This is a genomic window from Nonomuraea purpurea (assembly GCF_042650645.1).
Lineage (GTDB): Bacteria > Actinomycetota > Actinomycetes > Streptosporangiales > Streptosporangiaceae > Nonomuraea > Nonomuraea purpurea.
On the sequence record NZ_JBHSBI010000018.1, the window covers coordinates 164,558 to 183,295 of the forward strand.

12 protein-coding genes are annotated in these 18,738 nt (G+C 72.4%); 5 read left to right on the forward strand and 7 right to left on the reverse strand.

Annotated elements, in window-relative coordinates; genetic code table 11:
* Nucleotides 1–12 precede the first annotated feature (12 nt).
* The gene (locus ACFOY2_RS32295) at nucleotides 13–198 is read right to left on the reverse strand and encodes a hypothetical protein (RefSeq protein ID WP_357807050.1); all 186 of its coding nucleotides are present in this window, start codon (nucleotides 196–198) and stop codon (nucleotides 13–15) included.
* A 260-nt stretch (nucleotides 199–458) separates the two neighbouring features.
* Here ACFOY2_RS32295 and ACFOY2_RS32300 point away from each other — a divergent pair, with 260 nt between their 5' ends.
* Nucleotides 459–1,283, forward strand: coding sequence for an SAM-dependent methyltransferase (locus ACFOY2_RS32300; RefSeq protein WP_379531877.1), 825 nt, complete (start codon nucleotides 459–461; stop codon nucleotides 1,281–1,283).
* Between the two features lie 237 nt (nucleotides 1,284–1,520).
* Nucleotides 1,521–3,089: a M4 family metallopeptidase gene (locus ACFOY2_RS32305; protein WP_379531878.1), complete on the forward strand. Its 1,569-nt coding sequence runs from the start codon at nucleotides 1,521–1,523 to the stop codon at nucleotides 3,087–3,089.
* A 16-nt stretch (nucleotides 3,090–3,105) separates the two neighbouring features.
* Here the strand turns inward: ACFOY2_RS32305 and ACFOY2_RS32310 are convergent, their stop codons facing one another.
* Nucleotides 3,106–6,012, reverse strand: a complete 2,907-nt coding sequence (locus ACFOY2_RS32310; RefSeq protein WP_379531879.1) for an ATP-binding protein — start codon at nucleotides 6,010–6,012, stop codon at nucleotides 3,106–3,108.
* Nucleotides 6,013–6,133: 121 nt separating this feature from the next.
* Entirely contained in the window at nucleotides 6,134–7,651 is a 1,518-nt protein-coding gene (locus ACFOY2_RS32315) for an MDR family MFS transporter (protein ID WP_379531907.1), read from the reverse strand.
* Nucleotides 7,652–7,797: 146 nt separating this feature from the next.
* On the opposite strand from ACFOY2_RS32315, the gene ACFOY2_RS32320 reads away from it, so the two are divergent.
* Entirely contained in the window at nucleotides 7,798–8,376 is a 579-nt protein-coding gene (locus tag ACFOY2_RS32320; protein ID WP_379531880.1) for a TetR/AcrR family transcriptional regulator, read from the forward strand.
* On the opposite strand, the gene ACFOY2_RS32325 is transcribed toward ACFOY2_RS32320, so the two are convergent.
* On the reverse strand, nucleotides 8,377–9,567 hold the full coding sequence (locus ACFOY2_RS32325; protein WP_379531881.1) for a tetratricopeptide repeat protein: 1,191 nt from the start codon (nucleotides 9,565–9,567) through the stop codon (nucleotides 8,377–8,379). It lies immediately after the preceding gene.
* Complete coding sequence (locus ACFOY2_RS32330) at nucleotides 9,564–10,907, reverse strand: AAA family ATPase (RefSeq protein WP_379531882.1); 1,344 nt, start codon at nucleotides 10,905–10,907, stop codon at nucleotides 9,564–9,566. The genes ACFOY2_RS32325 and ACFOY2_RS32330 overlap by 4 nt, the downstream gene beginning before the upstream one ends.
* 197 nt (nucleotides 10,908–11,104) lie before the next feature.
* Between ACFOY2_RS32330 and ACFOY2_RS32335 the strand changes: the two genes are divergently transcribed.
* Complete coding sequence (locus ACFOY2_RS32335; protein WP_379531883.1) at nucleotides 11,105–13,429, forward strand: glycoside hydrolase family 2 protein; 2,325 nt, start codon at nucleotides 11,105–11,107, stop codon at nucleotides 13,427–13,429.
* A gap of 72 nt (nucleotides 13,430–13,501) precedes the next feature.
* Entirely contained in the window at nucleotides 13,502–15,811 is a 2,310-nt protein-coding gene (locus ACFOY2_RS32340) for a M28 family peptidase (protein ID WP_379531884.1), read from the forward strand.
* On the opposite strand, the gene ACFOY2_RS32345 is transcribed toward ACFOY2_RS32340, so the two are convergent.
* Both ACFOY2_RS32345 and ACFOY2_RS32350 read right to left on the reverse strand, forming a co-directional pair.
* Nucleotides 15,799–17,271, reverse strand: a complete 1,473-nt coding sequence (locus tag ACFOY2_RS32345) for a long-chain-fatty-acid--CoA ligase (protein ID WP_379531885.1) — start codon at nucleotides 17,269–17,271, stop codon at nucleotides 15,799–15,801. The two genes, ACFOY2_RS32340 and ACFOY2_RS32345, sit on opposite strands and share 13 nt — an antisense overlap.
* Nucleotides 17,258–18,628 (reverse strand): PucR family transcriptional regulator, encoded by a 1,371-nt coding sequence (locus ACFOY2_RS32350; RefSeq protein ID WP_379531886.1) that lies wholly within the window; start codon nucleotides 18,626–18,628, stop codon nucleotides 17,258–17,260. The genes ACFOY2_RS32345 and ACFOY2_RS32350 overlap by 14 nt, the downstream gene beginning before the upstream one ends.
* Nucleotides 18,629–18,738: the final 110 nt, after the last annotated feature.

Consider the following 18,738-nt stretch of genomic DNA (forward strand, 5'->3'; position numbering starts at 1 on the left):
ATCGCGCTGGGCTCACCCGTCGCGGCACAGCGGCTTGCCGCCCACCACGCAGGCGATGTCGTCGACGTCGCAACTGAGCAGGGTGCCGTCCATGCCGAGCACGAGCAGGAGGTCGCGCCTGGGCGGATGCGCCAGCATGACCCTGCCGACGACGCCATTATCCAAGATCACGGTCGGGCGGGTCGCCGTTCTGTCCATGCCCTCGTGACTCCTCTCCGCTCCCGGGCGGGTCCGGCCCCGGACCCGCTCTCACCAGAATGCACATGAGACGGCCTCCGGCGCATCGGTCATGCGGTGGTATTTCCTGTCCTGCTCAGGAAGGACGACGGCCACGGCGGCGGCAGGTCGTCGAATGAGAACGTGTTCTAATGTGCTTTTCGGATGTGTAAAAGTAAGGAATGGCCCCGCCGGAGTAGGATGACGACCACATTTGAATGTGGCGAAGGAGACAGCCCCCGGTGACCGAGCTAGAACGCGTTCCGCCCGGTGTGGACCCGAGCGTGCCAAGTTCGGCACGGGTATACGATTACCTGCTCGGCGGTAAGGACAACGTCGCCGTCGACCGCGAGGTCGCCGACAGGCTCCTCGCCGTCGCCCCCGACACCCGCCTGGTGGCCAGGGCCAACCGGCGTTTCCAGGTCTCGGCCGTACGTCATCTGGCCGAGCAGGGCGTCCGCCAGTTCATCGACCTGGGCACCGGCATCCCGACCGCGCCGAGCATCCACGGGACCGTCCGCGAGGTCGACCCCGCCTGCCGGGTGGTCTACGTGGACAACGATCCGGTGGTGCGCCTGCACGTCGAGGTGCTGCTCGCCGACTCGCCCGGCGTCGTCGGCATCCACGCCGACCTGCGCCGCCCCGCCGAGGTGCTGGCCGACCCGCGGGTCGGCGATCTGATCGACTTCGACCGGCCGCTGTGCGTGCTGATGGTCGGGGTGCTGCACTACGTGATGGACGAGGAGGACCCGGCCGGCATCATCGCGGCCTTCCGGCGGCGCATGGCGCCCGGCAGCCACCTGGTGCTGACCCACGGGATGGCCGAGAGCGCGCCGGAGGTCATCGCCCAGCTCACCAAGGCGACGATGGGCACGTCCGCGCAGCCCAGGTTCCGTACGCGGCCGGAGGTGCTGGCGCTGTTCGACGGGTTCGAGCTGATCGACCCCGGGCTGGTGCCGATCCAGGACTGGAGCCTCGCCCAGGACGACGCCGAGATCCCCCTGCTGGACGGGACGCCCGGCCTGCTCATCGAGGGCGGCGTGGGCCGCGTGGCAGCCACGTCCTGACCCGCGAATGCAATTATCGGTATGGGCTACCGATGCACCTACGTATTTTCCGTCCGCCGGAAAGCGCTTAACGTCTGGCAGCGAACAAGGCGAAATTCTCCGCCCGCTTTCTCGCTACCTCCATCCCCCCGATTTCCCTGACAACCCCGCACCACGGGCGATCCCGGGACGTGCGGCGGCCGTCGCGTGCTCACAAGCGCCCGACGGCACAGGGAAAGGCCGAAAGGAGCACCAGGCGTGAAATTCAGAGCCTTACTCGCGGCTGTCGTGGGCATCACCACGGCCACGACGACCCTGGCGTTACCCGCGGACGCCGCCCCTCCCGGCGCGGCACGGCCCCAGCAGGTCGCCGCCGGCGATCCCGCCCAAGCGGCGGCGGCCGCCGACAAGGCCGTCTCCAGTCAGGTCGACGAGCTCACCCGGGGCCCCGACGAGTCCTACAACCGGGTGGCGGTCACGCCGGGCGCGAGTGAGATGTACTACGTCTCCTACGAGCGCACGTACAAGGGCCTGCCCATGGTCGGCGGCGACGCCGTCGTGGTCGTCGACGGCGCGGGGAAGGTCAGGGACACCGTCGCGGCGACGGGCCCGAGCCCGCGCGGGGTGGCGACCACGGCGACGATCAGCGCCGAGCAGGCCACCGAGACGGCCAGGACCAGGCTGTCGCGGGTGGACGACACCGCAGCACCGCGCCTGGTCGTGCTGGCCTGGGGCGAGCAGCCCGTGCTGACCTGGGAGGCCGTGGTCAGCGGCATCGTGGACGGCCGGCCGAGCATCCAGCACGTGTTCGTGGACGCCGGCACCGGGAAGATCGCCGACTCCTACGACCTCGTCCGCGCCGGCACCGGCAACAGCTACTACTACGGCCAGGTCACCATCGGGACCAGCGGTTCTGGCAGCTCGTACTCGATGACCGACACCAGCAGGCCCGGCATCCAGTGCGGCGGCCAGAACGGCAGCGCGTACACCGGCACCGATGACACGTGGGGCAACAGCTCCGGCACCAACCTGGAGACCGCCTGCGTGGACGCCCTGTACAGCGTTCAGCGCGAGTGGGACATGCTGCGCGACTGGCTGGGCCGCAACGGCATCAACGGCAACGGCCGCGGCTTCCCCGCCAGGGTCGGACTCAACGCCGTCAACGCCTACTGGACCGGCAGCTACACCAACTTCGGCCACAACCAGGCCAACACCCAGCAGGCGACGCCGATCGACGTCGTGGCCCACGAGTTCGGGCACGCGATCTTCCAGACCACGCCTGGCGGCGCAGGCTCGGGCAACGAGAACGGCGGGCTCAACGAGGCGACCGGCGACATCTTCGGCGCGATCACCGAAGCATACGCCGCCAACTCCAACGACCCGGCGGACTACCTGGTCGGGGAAGAGGTCAACCTGGTCGGCCAGGGCCCGATCAGGAACATGTACAACCCGAGCGCACTCGGTGACCCGAACTGCTGGTCCTCCTCGATCCCCAGCACCGAGGTGCACGCGGCGGCAGGGCCGCTGAACCACTGGTTCTACCTGCTGGCCGAGGGCAACAACCCCGGCGGCGGCAAGCCGTCCAGCCCGATCTGCTCCGGCGGCCCTTCGTCGGTGACCGGCGTCGGCATCCAGACGGCCGCCAAGATCTTCATGGGCGCGCTCAACCGCAAGACCTCGTCCTGGCGTTACACCAACGTCCGCGCCGCCTCCGTCGCGGCCGCGATCGAGCTGTACGGCGCCAACAGCGCCCAGTGCCGCTCCACCAAGGCGGCCTGGAGCGGGATCAACGTGGTGGCGGCGTCGAACGAGCCCGCGTGCGCATGATCTCCCACACGCGCTGTTAGACCACGCCTGATCCGCGAACTGGTACCTGGGGCCCCGGTCGGTCATCCGGCCGGGGCTCCGGCAGCAGCCGGCGCACCTCCGCCCTGGTGCGCACGCCCAGCTTGTGCAGCACCCGCGCCACGTGCGTGTCCACCGTCCTGGGCGACAGGAACAGCACCTCGGCGATCTCGCGGTTGGTCCGCCCGAGCGCGACCAGCCTGGCCACCTCGCTCTCCCTCGGCGACAACACGCCGCCCTCGCCCTTCCTGCCCCTGCGCGGCGTGCCCGCCCTGCCCCGGTCCGGCCCGATCTCGCGCAGCAGGCGCCGGCAGCGGGCCGCGTCGTGGGTGGCGCCGAGCGCCGCGTACCGTTCGCCCGCCTCGGCCACCAGGTCGGCGGCGCTGTCCCGGTCGCCGAGCGCGAGCCGCGCGCCCGCCTCCGACTCCGCCGCCCGCGCCGCCCCGTACGGCCGGGGCATCGCCTCGTACGCCCCGCGCGCCCTGGCGTGGCAGGCGGCCGACTCGTCGAAGCGGCCCGCGTCCGCCGCCAGCGCGCCCCTGGCCGTGTGCAGCCCCGCGTGCGCGGACGGCGCGTTCCTGCCCTCGATCCCCGCCGCGAACTCGGCTACCAGCGCAGCCGCCTCCTCCTGCCGCCCCGCCCGCAGCAGCGCCGTCACGGCGGCGGGCACGAGCTGGTCGCCCCACACCCACACGCCCTTGCGGCGCAGCCTGCGCATTCCCAGTTCGGCCTCCAGCAGCGCGCTCTCCAGGGAGCCGCGCGTCAGGTGCAGCTCGACCAGCCAGCCCGAGCCCGCGGTGGCCACGGGCAGGAACCCCGAGTCCATGTCGCGGACGCCGGCCGTTTCGAGCTGTTCGCCGGCCTCCTCCCACTCCCCGCCGGCCAGGGCCAGCACGCCGAGCGCCAGCCGGGCCTCCACCGCCAGCAGCGGTGCCTCGAAGGTCATCTCGACGGCGGCGAGGGCGCGTTCGCGCAGGCCGTTCCAGCGTCCGGTCAGCAGGTCCAGCCTGATCGACGACATCTCCACCAGGAACACCGGATACAGGGCGCCGGTCTCCTCCGCGATCCTCCTGCTCTGGCCGGCGAAACGTTCGGCCGCCTCGTAGTGCCCGAGCGCCATGGCCGCGTCGTACAGGTTGGAGAAACCGCGCGCCACCTGCCTGCGTACCGCCGTGGACGGGTCGTTGACCGGCAACGTCGCCACCTGGTCGAAGGCGTCGGGGGCGCCGACGAGCATGGCCAGGCAGACCTTGTTGGCCAGCACGGCGGCGGTCAGCTCCGGGTCCTGGCCCTCGGCGAGCAGCTTCTCCGCGCCGGCCATCCACTCCTCGTGCACGGAGAGCGGCTCGCCGCCCCACGCCGGCATCGCCAGCAGGGCCAGGCCGCGGGCGGCCAGGCCGGGGTTGTCGTCCAGGTCGGGCAGGGCGGCCAGGATCTCCTGGCGTCCCGCGGCGATCGCGCCCGCCTGGTTGGACAGCAGCACGCCCAGGTTCAGCCGGGCCTCGCCGCGTACCCGCCGGGACAGGAAGTCGTCCGACAGCAGGTGGCGCAGGATGCGGACGACGCGGCGGTGCGACAGGCCGATGGCGGCGACCCTGCTGAGCCGCAGCGCGAGCGGGCCCCTGGCCTCGCGCGGCAGTTTGGGGTCGGCGAGCAGCCCTTCGAGCAGTTCGACGGCGAGCGGGATGTCGCCGAGCGCGGCGGCGTGGTCGGCCGCGGCGCCGCCGTGCCGCTGCCAGGACTCGAAGTCGCCGGCGCGGTGGGCGTGGTGGGCGAGCTGGACCAGGGGCGGCGGGTCGAGACGGGCCAGCGCGGCCATGGCCCGCTGATGGGCCAGACGCCGGTCAGGGCCGGGGATCGTGTCGTAGACGGCCTGCTGGGCGAGGGTGTGGCGGAAGCCGTACAGGCCGTCGCCGTGTTCGAGCAACACGCCCGCCTTGAGCGCCTCGCTCAGCCCGCTCTCTCCCGAGACCGAGGCGATCAGCGGTTCGTCGGCGGGCAGGCCCAGGACGGCGGCGGCGCGCACGGTACGCAGCGCGCCCGGCGACAGCCCCGTGAGCTGCTCGGCCATCGCCTCACGCAGCAGCAGCGGCACGGCCATGCGGTCGAGCACCTCGGGCTCTTCCGGTAATCGGCCCTCGTCGTCGAGCAGCGAGCGCACCACCTCCTCGATCACGAACGGCACCCCCGCGGTGCGTTCGTGCAGCTTGGCGGCGAAGCCGGCGGCGAGCGCGGGCCGGCCGAGCAGCGCGCCCGTCAGGCTGCCCACGCCCTCGACGTCGAGCGGCGTCAGCGAGATCACCTCGCTGACGACCCCGGGAGGACGCCGGTAGGCGTGCCCGAACGGCAGGCCGGGCACCGGCAGGTCTTCCCTGCGGAAGGTCACCACCAGCGTCAACCCCTCGGGCGGCTGGTCGGTGAGGAAACGCAGCAGGTCCCTGGTGCCGTCGTCGGCCCAGTGCAGGTCCTCCACCACGAGGACGACGGCTCCGGCGGCGGCCAGCAGCGCGTGCACCGCACGGAACAGCCGGTGCCGCTCCGCCCTCGGGTCGTCCAGCGGCGGCGGGGGATCGGGCGGCAGGTGCCCGGACAACTCGGGCAGGTAGCCGCGCAGCGCCCCCGTCACCGGGTTCAGCCGGTCGCGGGCGGGCAGGGCGGCGGCGATGTGGCGGAGGGCGTCGAACACCGGGCCGTAAGGGAACGGCTCGCGGATCTGGCGGCAGTGGCCGAGCAGCACCGTGCGCTCGCCGTCGCGGGTACGCTCTATCGCCGCGCGGACGAGACTGGTCTTGCCTATCCCGGCCTCGCCCTGCACCTGGGCGATGGCGGGCGGGCTGGTGACGGTGCCGATGAGCGATCGCAACTGGGCGTCACGCCCGACCAACGCGGGAGAAGCCATTGTCATCGGGGTCTCCGTAACAGTGCGGTTTACTCCCCCTGTCGGAATTCTGTTATCCACCTCTGATCAACGCCGGTCAAGCCTTGGCCCCCACGCCCCGGGCGATGAGGCGTGGGGGAGCCTGGGGTCAGGGAGCGACCGGTTCCTTGTCGGTGGTGGGGGCGGGCAGGTCGAGGCTGTCGCGGAGCTTGACCGGCTTGAGGAACAGCGTGGCGATCACGCCGACGGCCGCGATGGCCGCCGAGATCAGGAAGATGTGTCCCGTGGCGTCAGCGAAGGCGACCCGCATGATGGTCTTGAACGGCTCGGGCATCGAGGCGACGTCCAGGCTGCCCGCCGCCGCACCGGCCTTGGCGGGGTCGATGCCGGCCTTGACCAGCCCCTCGTTGATCCCGGCCGTGACCTGGTTGGCGAGCACCGCGCCGAGCACGGACACGCCGATGGTGCCGCCGAGCGAACGGAAGAACGTGACCGCCCCGCTGGCGGCGCCCAGCTCGCGTAGCGGGACGGTGTTCTGGATGGCCAGCACGAGGTTCTGCATCGTCATGCCGACGCCCACGCCGACCAGCAGCATCGCGGCCATCATGAACGGGATCGAGGTGTCGTGGCCGGTGGTGGCCAGCATGAGGAAGCCGCCGGTGAGCACGATGGAGCCGACCACGATGTACGGCTTGACGTTCCCGCTCTTGGAGATCATGCGGCCGGTGATCGTGGAGGAGAGCAGCACGCCCAGCATCATCGGGATGGTGAGCAGCCCGGCCTCGGTCGGGGTGTAGCCGCGTCCGGTCTGGAAGTACTGGCCGAGGAATACCGAGCCGCCGAACATGGCCATGCCGACCGCGAGGCTGGCCACGATGGCCAGGGCGGGGGTGCGCTGGCGCACGACGCGCAGCGGCACGACCGGCTCCTTCACCACGGACTCGACCCAGGTGGCCAGCACCAGGAGCAGGACGCCGCCGCCTGCCATGGCCGCGGTCTGCCAGGACAGCCACTCGAAGGAGTTGCCGACGAAGGTGACCCAGATGAGCAGCACGCTGACGCCCGCCGCGATGAGCGTGGCGCCCACGTAGTCGATCTTGACGTCGGGACGGCGGACGCTGACGACGTTCAGCGTCTTCTGCAGCAGGAAGAACGCGACGATGGTGAAGGGCACCGCGACGAAGAAGCACCAGCGCCAGCCCAGCCACGAGGTGTCGGCGATGAGGCCGCCGAGCAGGGGCCCCGCGACGGTGGCCACGGCCATGACGCCGCCCAGGTAGCCGTTGTACTTGCCTCGGTCCTTGGGCGAGATCATCGCCGCGATGATGACCTGGACGAGGACCTGCAGGGCGCCCATGCCCAGGCCCTGGATCGCGCGGAAGGCGATGAGCTGGGCGGTGTCCTGTGCGAAGCCGCAGGCCAGTGAGCTGACCATGAAGATCACGATGGAGATCTGGAGCAGCAGCTTCTTGCTGAACAGGTCGGCCAGCTTGCCCCAGATGGGCGTCGAGGCGGTTGAGGCCAGCAACGAGGCGGTGACCACCCAGGTGTACTGCGACTGCGTGCCGTCCAGCGCGCCGACGATCTGCGGCAGCGCGACCGACACGATCGTGCCGCTGATCATCGCGACGAACAGGACGAGCAGCAGCCCGCTGAGGGCTTCCATGATCTGGCGATGGGACATCTGTTCGGTGTCCTGAGCCGCGGGTGCGCTCACGCGCGGACCTCCCCTAGGGTCTCCGGTAAATACATGCGCAATGAGAAACTTTGCTCATTGAGCATATATTCCCGGCCGTTAGGATGGACCACATCATGGACTCCACGGTTGGCCTGCGGGAACGCAAAAAGGCCGAAACGCGGCAGGCGGTGCACGAGGCGACGCTGCGGCTCGTGGTCGAGCACGGCCTCGACGCCGTCACGGTCGAGGCGATCGCCGACGCGGCCAACATCTCGCGCAGGACCTTCTCCAACTACTTCGCCGGCAAGGAGGACGCGCTGCTCTACGGCGAGGAGCGGCGCATGCGCGTCCTGGTCGACCAGGTACGCGCCCAACCGGCCGACCACACCGCCTGGCAGGCGCTGCGCGCGGCCGCCGACGCCCAGTTGCGCACCACCGGCGAACCGGAACGCGAGTGGTCGCAGCGCACCCGGCTGGCCAAACGCCACCCCTCGCTGCTGGCCAGGCAACTGGCCACCATGGCGACGGCGGAGCGCGACCTGGCCGAGGCCGTGTCCACGCGCGAGAGCCACCTGCCGCCCCGCGTGCTGGCGGGGGTCTTCATGACAGGGCTGCGCCTGGGCATGTTCCAGTGGAGCGAGGACGAGCAGGCCCGCACCCTCCACGAGGTCGTGCTGGAGGTCCTCGACCAGATCGCCGGTCCGTTCGGCTGATCAGAGCTGCCGGGCGCCGAACAGCCGCCGCACGCCCGCCGCCACCCAGATCGTGGCCAGCCCGGCGTACACGCTCAGCAGCGCGACCGTGGGCACGTCCAGAACCGCTCCCGTGACGGTCGTCGCCACCAGCAGGGCCGTCCACCCGTACAGGACCACGCGCCCGCGCGCCGAACCCGTGTGCGCGGCCTCCTGGACGGGCGTGACCAGCGCCATCACGGCGACGCCCGCCATGCCCAGCGCATCGTGGCCGACCCCGATGCCCAGCGCGAGCAGCGCGACCCCGGCGACGACGATCGCGCAGCACGCCATGGCCACACGCGACTCGGCGTTCTCGAACAACAACTGGGTGGCCTTGGCGCGGGCCAGCCGCAGCGTGGTGACCGACTCGGCGACCCACGCGGCCCAGTGCAGCACCGCGATGAGGACGAAGACCAGGACGAGCGGCGGCGCCACGGGCAGCAGCAGCACCATCCGCCAGCCGCAGAAGAAGCGCAGCCGGAGTTTGGACAGCAGGCGGTAGAGGGGGTTGCGCTGCTTGAGCGCGTCGACCAGTTGCTCCCTGGCCGGCTCGAACCCGGGGTCGAGCCTGAGCACCTCGCGGAAGTACTCGGCGGCCCGCCGCGCCTCACCGGCGGCCAGCGCCGCCCTGCCCGCCGCCAGGTGCGCGGTGGCGCTCTCCGGATCGAGCTGTACGGCGTGCGCGGCGGCGGCCATGGCGGGCCCGGTCTCGCCCAGGTTCGTGTGGGCCAGCGACAGCAGGCTCACCAGGTCGGAGTCCTGCGGATCGATGGCCAGCCCGCGCCTGGCCGCCTCCACGACGCGGGGAAAGTCCTGCTTCAGCAGGTTGGCGCGGGCCAGCAACTCCCAGGTCGCCGTCTCTTCCGGCTCCAGGGCCAGGGACGCCTCGGCCGAGGCGATCGCCGAGTCGGCCACGCGGAGGCGGTAGTAGACCTGGCCGGCGGTGTACTGAGGGAACCAGTGCTCGGGCGCCAGCCGTATCCCCTCCTGCGCCTCGGCCACCGCCTCGGTGTTCCCGCCCTGCTGGACCAGGGCGAGGGCCAGAATGCAGTGCGCCGTGGCGTGGTTCGGGTCGGTGGCGAGCACCCCTCGCAGCTCCCGCTCGGCGTCGGCGGGGCGGCGCATGCTCAGCAGCGTGCGCGCCCGCTGGATCGAGTCGTCGGTTTTCACCACTTGCCCTTGATCCAGGGCATCAGCTCGTCCCACGCGCCGGATTCGTTGGCGTGCAGGACGTAGTTGCGCGCGGTGGCCAGCCACTCGCGGACGGAGGTGGGGCGCAGGCCCTGGGCGGCGGCGAGCAGATCGGGGGTGGACATGGGGACGGGACGGCCGGCGGCGAGCGACTGCTGGAGTTTGGCTTCGACGGCACGGTCCACGAGACCTTTGAGGTCGGCGCCGACGAACTGTTCCGTGACCTTGGCGACGGCGTCGAAGTCCATTTCCGCCAGGGGCTTGTCGCGGCACAGGATGCGCAGGATGGCGGCGCGGGCGGCGGCGTCGGGCGGGGGGACGAAGACGAGCTGGTCGAAGCGGCCGGGGCGGCGGAAGGCGACGTCGATGTACCAGGGGGCGTTGGTGGCGGCCAGGACCAGGACGCCCTCGTTGGCGGTGGGGTCGACGCCGTCGAGCTCGGCCAGGAACTGGTTGACGAGCTGGCGGGTGTGGGCCTGGCGCATGTCGGAGCGGCGGGCGGCCAGGGCGTCGACCTCGTCGAAGAAGAGCACGCACGGCCGGTTGCGGCGGGCCATGTCGAAGGTGGCGCGCAGGTTGCGTTCGCTGGAGCCGACGTACATGTCGAGGATGTCGGCCAGGCCGACGTTGACGAAGGAGGCGCCGAGTTCGCCGGCTGCGGCGCGGGCCAGGTGGGTCTTGCCGGCGCCGGGCGGGCCGTACAGCAGCACGCCGCCGCCGGCGCGTTTGCCGTAGGCGGCGAACAGCTCGGGCTGCTGGATCGGGAGCAGCAGTTTGACCCGCAGCGCCTCCTTGACCGCTTCCATCCCGGCCACGTCGGCGAAGGTGAACTGCGAGCGTTCCACCTCCGCGCCGCCTTGCGCGGAGTCGCCCGCGGGGGCGGCGGGAACGGGCTCCGGCTGGATCGTGGGCGCGGGCGGGGCCGACAGGCGGCCCTCCAGCTCGGCGTCGGCGACGGACGGGTCGCGGGAGACCGCCTCGTGGTAGCGGTAGCCCGCCTTGCCCGTCTCGCCCTCGCCGAGCAACGCCCTGGCCGCCAGCACGCCGAGCCGGGGCGGGTAGCCGGGCGTGGCCAGGAGCGGTTCGAGCGCGGCCAGCGCCGCCCCGTGCGCGCTCTGCCGGACGAACGCCTCCGCCAGCCCCGCCGTGATGTCCACGTCCTTCGGGGCGAGCAGCAGCGCGGCGCGGAACTCCGCCTCCGCGTCGGCCAGGTAGCCCTTGGCCAGCAGTTGCTCGGCGAGATGCCGCCGGAGGGGGAGGTTGTCAGGAGACAGGCGCGCCGCCTCGCGCAGCGCCTTGAGGCCGGCATCGTCGAGCACGGGCGTTGTCCCTTCTTCCACACAAATCGGTCAGTCCCAAAACTACGCAGACTACCGAACCCTCGTGCTGGCTCCACCTCGGTTCTCGTGGCCGGCTGACCGGTTAATCAGCCGTACGAAGTGTTGACGGCCATCTGGAGCGGACGTAAAGTCTGGCGAGCTTACCCGGTTTAGTAGCCGTCACAAGGAGACTCACCGTGTACCGTCCGCTCCACGATGGCTGGACCCTGCGCGCGGACGGCGACCCCACCGCGACCCCGGCGACGGTGCCGGGCAGCGTCCACACCGACCTGCTGGCGGCCGGGCTGATCGACGACCCCTGTCGCGACGGCAACGAGACGCGGCTGGGCTGGATCGGGCGTACGGACTGGGTCTACGAGAGCGCCTTCGACTGGCACGACGACGGCCACGAGCGCACCGACCTGGTCTGCGAGGGGCTCGACACGGTCGCCGTCGTGCGGGTCAACGGCCACGAGGTGGGTGCCACGGCCAACATGCACCGCACCTACCGTTTCCCCGTCCGCGACCTGCTGCGCGAGGGCCGCAACACGCTGCGGGTGAGCTTCCGCGCCCCCTACGCCTACGCCGAGGAGCAGCGCGAACGGCACGGCGCCAGGCCGGGGGCCTACGACGAGCCGTACCCGTTCATCAGGAAGATGGCCTGCAACTTCGGCTGGGACTGGGGTCCCACGCTGGTGACCAGCGGCATCTGGCGCCCGATCGGCCTGCACTCCTGGTCGGGCGCGCGCCTGGCCGAGGTGCGCCCGCTGGTGCGCGGCGACGGCGTGGACGTGCACGTACGGGTGGAACGCGCAGGCGACGCGCCGGTGACGGTGACCGCCGATGTGGCCGGCACGCGTGCCGAGGCCAAGCTGGCGCAGGGCGAGACCCGCGCCGTGCTGCGCCTGGACGTGCCGGGCGCCGAGCTTTGGTGGCCGCGCGGCCACGGCGCCCAGCCCCTCTACCCGCTCACCGTGCGCGCGGGCTCCGACCAGTGGCGGCGCGAGATCGGCTTCCGCACGGTCGAACTGGACCAGGACGCCTTCCGCCTGGTCGTCAACGGCCGGCCCGTGTTCGTGCGCGGCTTCAACTGGATCCCCGACGACTGCTTCCCCGCCAGGGTCACCCCGCAGCGGCTGGCGGAGCGCTTCACCCAGGCCGCCGAGACCGGCGCGAACGCGCTGCGCGTCTGGGGCGGCGGCGTCTACGAGTCCGATGCCTTCTACGCGCTCGCCGACCGCATGGGGCTGATGGTCTGGCAGGACTTCCCGTTCGCCTGCTCGGCCTACCCCGAGGAGGAGCCGTTCAGGTCGGAGGTCGAGGCCGAGGCCCGCGACAACGTGACGCGGCTGGCCGGCCACCCCAGCCTGGTGCTCTGGTGCGGCAACAACGAGAACATCGAGGGCCACCAGCACTGGGACTGGCGGGCCCCGCTGGGCGAGCTGAGCTGGGGCGCCGGGTTCTACTACGACCTGCTGCCCCGCGTCGTGGGCGAGCTCGACCCGACGCGCCCGTACTGGTCGGGCAGCCCCTACTCGGGCGCGCCGGAGCGCGACGTGCGCGACCCCTCGACCGGCACCGTGCACCTGTGGGACGTCTGGAACCGGGAAGACTACACCCGCTACGCCGATCACCGGCCGAGGTTCGTGGCCGAGTTCGGCTTCCAGGGGCCGCCGGCGTACGCGACGCTGCGCGCGGCCTCCTCCGACGAACCCCTGACGCCGCAGTCCTCGCCGCAGAAGGCCGTCGACGGGCAGGCCAAGCTGCTGCGCGGGCTCGGCGACCACCTGCCCGCGCCGGAGACGTTCGACGACTGGCACTACTACACGCAGCTCAACCAGGCCCGCGCGATGGCGTTCGGGGTCGAGCGGTTCCGTGCGCTGATGCCGTACTGCATGGGGACCGTGGTGTGGCAGCTCAACGACTGCTGGCCGGTGACGTCCTGGTCGGCCGTGGACGGCGCGGGCCGCAGGAAACCCCTGTGGTACGCGCTGCGCCGCGCCTTCGCCGACCGGCTCATCACCCGCCTGGACGGCGAGATCGTGCTGGTCAACGACACCGACGAGGAGTGGGCCGGGGCGCTCGCCGTGGCCGCCCTCGACCTGTCGGGCCGGGCGCGGGCGCAGCGGTCGCAGGACGTCGCCGTCCCCGCCCGCGCGACCCTGCGGATCACGCCCCCCGACGTCCGCGACGCCGAGGTGCTCACCGCCGAACTCGGCGGGAAGCGCGCCCTGTTCGTCCTCGCCGAGGACACGGCCGTCGCCTACCCGCCCGCCGCGTTCACGGCCGGGGTCGAGCGCGCGGACGGTGGCCTGGCGGTCACCGTCACCGCGACGACCGTGCTGCGCGAGCTGGCCCTCTTCCCCGACAGGCTCGACCCGGCGGCGAGCGTGGACGACCAGCTTGTCACGTTGCTGCCGGGCGAGAGCGTCACCTTCCACGTCGCCACAGAACGCGATCTGGACCCGGCCGCGCTCACCGCGTACCCGGTGCTGCGCTGCGTCAACGAGCCGAGGACCTGAGGAAAACCACAGGCGCCTTCGGGTACGCGCATCATTCCGGCGCGCAGGGCGGCGTCCGTAGCGTTCCCGGCCATGAAGGGAAAGTTGTTCGACGTCCCACGCCGGGCGCTGGCGGGGTTGTCGGCGCTGCTCGCGCTGGCCGGGGTGATCATGCTGACGGCGATGGCGGACAGCGGGATGCAGCCGCTGCCCGCCTCCGCACCCGACGGGGAGTTCAGCGCCGAACGCGCCCTGCGCCACCTGGAGAGCTTCGCCACCGAGCCGCGCCCGATCGGCAGCCAGGCCGGTGAGCGGGCCAGGGACTACCTGGTGCGGCAGCTCCGCTCGGCGGGCCTCGACGTTAGGGTGCAGCGCGCGATCGGCGCGAACTCCTCGATCGGGCTGGCCGCGTTCGGGCAGGTGAACAACGTCGTCGCCACCCGGCGCGGCACCGGCTCGACCGGGACGGTGGTGATCGCCGCGCACTACGACTCCGCGTCCATGGGCGCCGGCGTCTCCGACGACGCCGCCGCGGTGGCGGCCATGCTGGAGACGGTGCGGGCGCTGGGCGAGACGAAGCTCCGCAACGACCTCGTGCTGCTGATGAGCGAGGGCGAGGAGGACGGCGTGCTCGGCGCCGAGGCGTTCGTCAGGGAGCACCCGGTGGGCCGCAGGGGCGGGGTGCTGCTCAACTGGGAGGCACGCGGGGTCGGCGGCCCCTCGCTGATGTTCGAGACGTCCAGGAACAACGCCAACCTGGTGCGCACGTTCGCCGGCGCCGTGCCGCACCCGCGCGGCGACTCCTCGATGGTGGAGCTGTACCGGCTGCTGCCGAACAACACCGACTTCACCCCGATGACCAAGGCCGGCTTCTCCGGCATGAACTTCGCCTACATCGAGGGCTCCTCGCGCTACCACACCGCCGACGACTCCATCGGTTTTCTTGACCGTGGCAGCCTGCAGCATCACGGGACCAACATGCTGGCGCTGGCCCGCGCGCTCGGCGACGCCGACCTGCCCGCGCTCCGCGCCGACCACGACACCACCTACTTCCGGATCTTCGGGACGATGGTGACGTACCCCAACGGGCTGGTGTGGCCGCTGGCCGGGCTCGCTCTCGCGGCGGTCGCCGGGCTGGGCGTGCTCGCGCGGCGCAGGCGGCTCCTCAGCGTGCCCCGGCTGGCGGTCGCCTCGGTGTCGGCCGTCGTGCCGCTGCTGCTGTCGGCGGTGCTGGCGCAGGGGTTGTGGTCGCTGCTGGCAAGCTGGCGGCCCGAGTACGACGGGATGGGCGGGCTGCTGCACCGGCCGCAGCTCCTGCAGGGCGCGATCGTGGTCCAGACGGCGCTGGCGCTGCTGGCCTGGTACCTGCCGCTGCGCCGTCTGCTCGGCCCCGCGGCACTGGCCATCGGCGCGCTGGTCTGGCCCGCGCTGCTCGGCGCGGTGTGCGCGCAGCTCGCGCCGGGGGCCTCGTTCATGTTCGCGATCCCGGCGCTGGCGTGCGCGCTCGGCGGGCTGGCCGCGCTGCTGCTGCGCGGCCCCGCCTGGCGGGTGGCGGCGGTGACGCTGGGCGCGGTCATGGCGGCGATGTTGCTGCCCGCCCTGGCCAGGAACGCCTTCGACGGCATGGGGCTCGCGCTGGGCGGCGTGTCCGCACTGGTGCTGGCCCTGTTCGGGCTGATGGCGCTGCCGCCGGCCGAGCTCTGGCTGCCAGAACGCGAGCTCGGGCGGCCCGCCGCGATCGCCGTGCCCGCCGTCGCGGCCGGGCTCGTGGCGGCGCTGGTCGCCGGCGGCCTGGCCATGGACCGCTTCGACGCGGCGCACCCGGGGCGCACGCACCTGGCCTATGCGATGGACGCCGACACCGGGACGGCGAGCTGGATCAGCGCCGACCCCGCCCCGCCCGCCTGGACCAGGAAGTACGTCACCGGCCACGACCTCAAGGCGCTGCCGCCCGGCTACGCCCGAGGCCAGGGCCTGTGGACGGGACCCGCCCCCGCGATCAAGGCCGCAGGGCCCCGGGTCACCGTGCTCTCGCGCGACGGCGACACCGTCAGCCTCCGCCTCGACGCGGGCAGGACCGCGCGCTCGCTCACCCTGCGGGTCGAACGCCCGATCACCGAGGTGACCGCCGCCGCCACGGGCCTGACCTCCGTGACGATCCCCGTCACCGGCACCCGGGCCGGCACCTGGCCGGGCGAGGTCCGCTTCCGCGGCCTGCCGGACAGCGGTGTCGTGCGGCTCACGCTGCGGGTGCCGCAGGGCGGCCGGTTCAGGGTGACCGCGATCGCCGAGAGCGACGGCCATCTCGCGGTGCCCGGCTACGTCCCCAGGCCGCCAGGACTGGTGGCGGCGACCAGGGAGGACGGCGACCTCGTCGCCATCACGCGCACCTACACCCTCTGAGCGAGCGCGCGTTTGAGGATCTTGCCGGTGTGGCTCATCGGCAGTTCGTCCACGAACGACAGGCGGCGGGGATACTTGTAGGCCGCCACCCGTTCGCGGACGAACTGCCGCAGGTCCTCGCCGCTCACGGGGGCGCGCAGGGCCACCGCGGCCTCGATCTCCTCGCCGAGCTCCGGATGCGGCACCCCGAAGACGGCCGCCTGGCGCACCGCCGGATGCTCGTACAGGACCTCCTCCACCTCGCGCGGGTAGACCGTGTAGCCGCCGCGGATGATCACGTCGCGGCGGCGGTCCACCAGGAAGAAGTAGCCGTCCTCGTCCACGCGGCCGAGGTCGCCGGTGTGGAACCAGCCGTCGCGCAGCGCCTCCGCCGTGGCCTCCGGGTCGTTCCAGTAGCCCTTCATGACGTTGGGTCCTCGGACGACGATCTCGCCGATCTCGCCGGGTGGCGTCCTGCGGCCGAGCTCGTCGACGACCTTCATCTCCACGCCCCTGATCGGCCAGCCGATCGAGCCTGGCCTGCGGTGGCGGCCGCCCCGGTTGGTGGCGGTCACCGGGGAGGTCTCGCTGAGGCCGTACCCCTCGATGATCTCGCAGCCGAGGCGCGTCTCGTAGGCGCGCAGCACGTCCAGCGGCAGCGCCGCGCCGCCGCAGGTGCAGACCCGCAACATCGACATGTCGGAGGCGCCGGGATGGTCGAGCAGCGCGATGAACATCGTCGGCACGCCCTGGAAGACCGTCACGCCGTCCCGCCTGATCACCTCAAGCGCCCGGCCGGCCTCGAAGCGGCGCAGCAGCGTCAGCCGCGCGCCCGCGCGCACGGTCGCGTTCAGCGAGCACGTCTGGCCGAAGGTGTGGTAGAGCGGCAGCGCGCCCAGCACCACGTCGTCCACGCCGAGCGCGTGCATGCGGGCCACGGTCTCGGCGTTGCCGCCCAGGTTCGCGTGGGTCAGTTCGACGCCCTTCGGCCGTCCGGTCGTGCCCGAGGTGTAGTGGATGACCGCGGTGTCGTCCGGGGCCGTGCGGGCGATCCCCGGCTCGGCCGCCACCTCGCGCAGCAGCCGCCGGAACTCGCCCGGCACCACGAAGAAGCAGTCGGCTTTCGTGCCCGCCGAGCCGGCCTCGGCCGTCTCGGCGAACGCGTGCCAGGCGACCAGCAGGCGCGCTCCGCAGTCGCCGAGGTAGGCGGCGATCTCCCGCCGCTTCAGCAGCGGATCGAGCGGGACCACCACGGCCCCCGCCCGCAGCACCCCGTAGTAGACGACCCCGAACTCGGGCACGTTCGGCAGCATCATCGCGACCCGGTCGCCCGCGCCGATCCCGCGGCTCCGCAGCAGCCCCGCGAGCCGGGCGCTCAGCTCGTCGAGCGCGCCGTAGGTGAGCACCGCCTCGTCCAGCGTGAGAACCGCCCTGCCGCCGAGCCGGGCCGCGGCGGTGTGGAGCCGGTCAGCGAGATTCATGGAACGACCGTACGTCCACGATCCCTCGCCCCTCATTGGTCACGGTGGCCAGTCTTTCCCGTCCGGCATTGGTCGGCCCGCCGGAAGCCGGGTGGGCGTCCTGCAGCGCGATCGCCACGAGCAGCTCGACCAGATCGTTGATCGAGCGCAGGCTCCGCCCGGTGCGCTCCTGGATGCGGCGCAGCCGGTACTGGGCGGTGTTGGGGTGGATCTGCAGGTGCTCGGCCGCGGTGCGCAGGTTGAGGTCGGCGGCGGCGAACGCCCTGATCGTGGCGGTCAGCACGCCGCCGCGCGCCCGATCCTCTGCCAGCAGCGCGGTGATGAGCGGGTCGACCAGGTGGCGGGCGGTCTCGTCGGCCCGCAGCGCCAGATACTGGAACGGGGTCAGCCTCGGCAGCGCCGCCACCCCGCCCTCCTCGGGCACGAAGTCCAGCACGGCCCTGGCCTCCTGGTAGGCCTGCGGGAGCTGCGCCACCCCCGCCGCCACCGCGCTGATGCCCATGGCCAGCCTGATGCCCTCGGCGGCCAGGCTCTCCACCACGGCCTGCAGCCGGTCGCACAGCTCCTCCGGCCCGCAGCCAGGGCCGAGCACCGGGACGGCCACGATCTCCGACTGCCGCACGACCGACAACGTCCGCGTGCCGTTGCCGCCGGTCCTGGCGATGGCCGCGCACGCCGCGTGAGCCGCCTCGGCCCCCCGGTCCAGGCCCGCCCCGGTCTCGGCCGGAGGTCCCGCGAGCATGGCGATCACCGCGAGCAGCGGCGCGTCGGTGGCGAGCCCGTGCGCCTGCGCGGCGGCCAGCTCCCTGCCGCGCATCGGCGTCGCGCCGGCCAGCAGCGTCTCCAGCAGGTCCCGGCTCTCGCGGACGACCTCCGCGGCGGCGTACTGCTGGAACTCCATGTAGGCGTTGGCCGCGTGGGTGCTGGCGAAGTCGCAGTAGCGCATCTGCAGCGCCGCCAGCGACAGCGCGGCCTCCCGTCCGGCGGGCGTGCGCCCGGCCCGCTCGACCAGCGACTCCCAGAAGATCCGCTGCCCGACGCGGTAGGCGTTCATGTAGTCGGTCAGCGCCACCCCGGCCCTGACGCGGCGCATCGCCGCGCGCCGCGTGAACGCGATGTCCTCGAACGTGGTCCCGCGCTCCTCCAGCAGCACGGCCAGCTTGGCGCGGTAGTGCCTGATCACCTGGTCCCGCACGTCGGACAGGAGGCCGGGCCCCTGCGCCGCGTAGGCGGGGATCTCCGCGCGGATCGCCGCCACCGCGGCGTCGGCCAGGCGCGGCACCTCGCCGAGCAGTTCGGACAGGATGCGGGTGCGTTGGTCACGGACGGCTGCCACGGTGCTCGAACCAGTGGACATGCCGGGATGATCCATGGCCGTGGCCGGGCGGTCAACGGGTCGTAACCGGTCCGAGACCCACGCTGTGCTCAGCGGACAACTCACCAGAAACATCTTGGGTCACCGTGCCC

Coding starts and splice junctions, on each gene's coding strand:
- ACFOY2_RS32295 (WP_357807050.1), bottom strand. CDS start 198: ATGGACAGAACGGCGACCCGCCCGACCGTGATCTTGGATAATGGCGTC.
- ACFOY2_RS32310 (WP_379531879.1), bottom strand. CDS start 6,012: ATGACAATGGCTTCTCCCGCGTTGGTCGGGCGTGACGCCCAGTTGCGA.
- ACFOY2_RS32315 (WP_379531907.1), bottom strand. CDS start 7,651: ATGGAAGCCCTCAGCGGGCTGCTGCTCGTCCTGTTCGTCGCGATGATC.
- ACFOY2_RS32320 (WP_379531880.1), top strand. CDS start 7,798: ATGGACTCCACGGTTGGCCTGCGGGAACGCAAAAAGGCCGAAACGCGG.
- ACFOY2_RS32340 (WP_379531884.1), top strand. CDS start 13,502: ATGAAGGGAAAGTTGTTCGACGTCCCACGCCGGGCGCTGGCGGGGTTG.
- ACFOY2_RS32345 (WP_379531885.1), bottom strand. CDS start 17,271: ATGAATCTCGCTGACCGGCTCCACACCGCCGCGGCCCGGCTCGGCGGC.
- ACFOY2_RS32350 (WP_379531886.1), bottom strand. CDS start 18,628: ATGTCCACTGGTTCGAGCACCGTGGCAGCCGTCCGTGACCAACGCACC.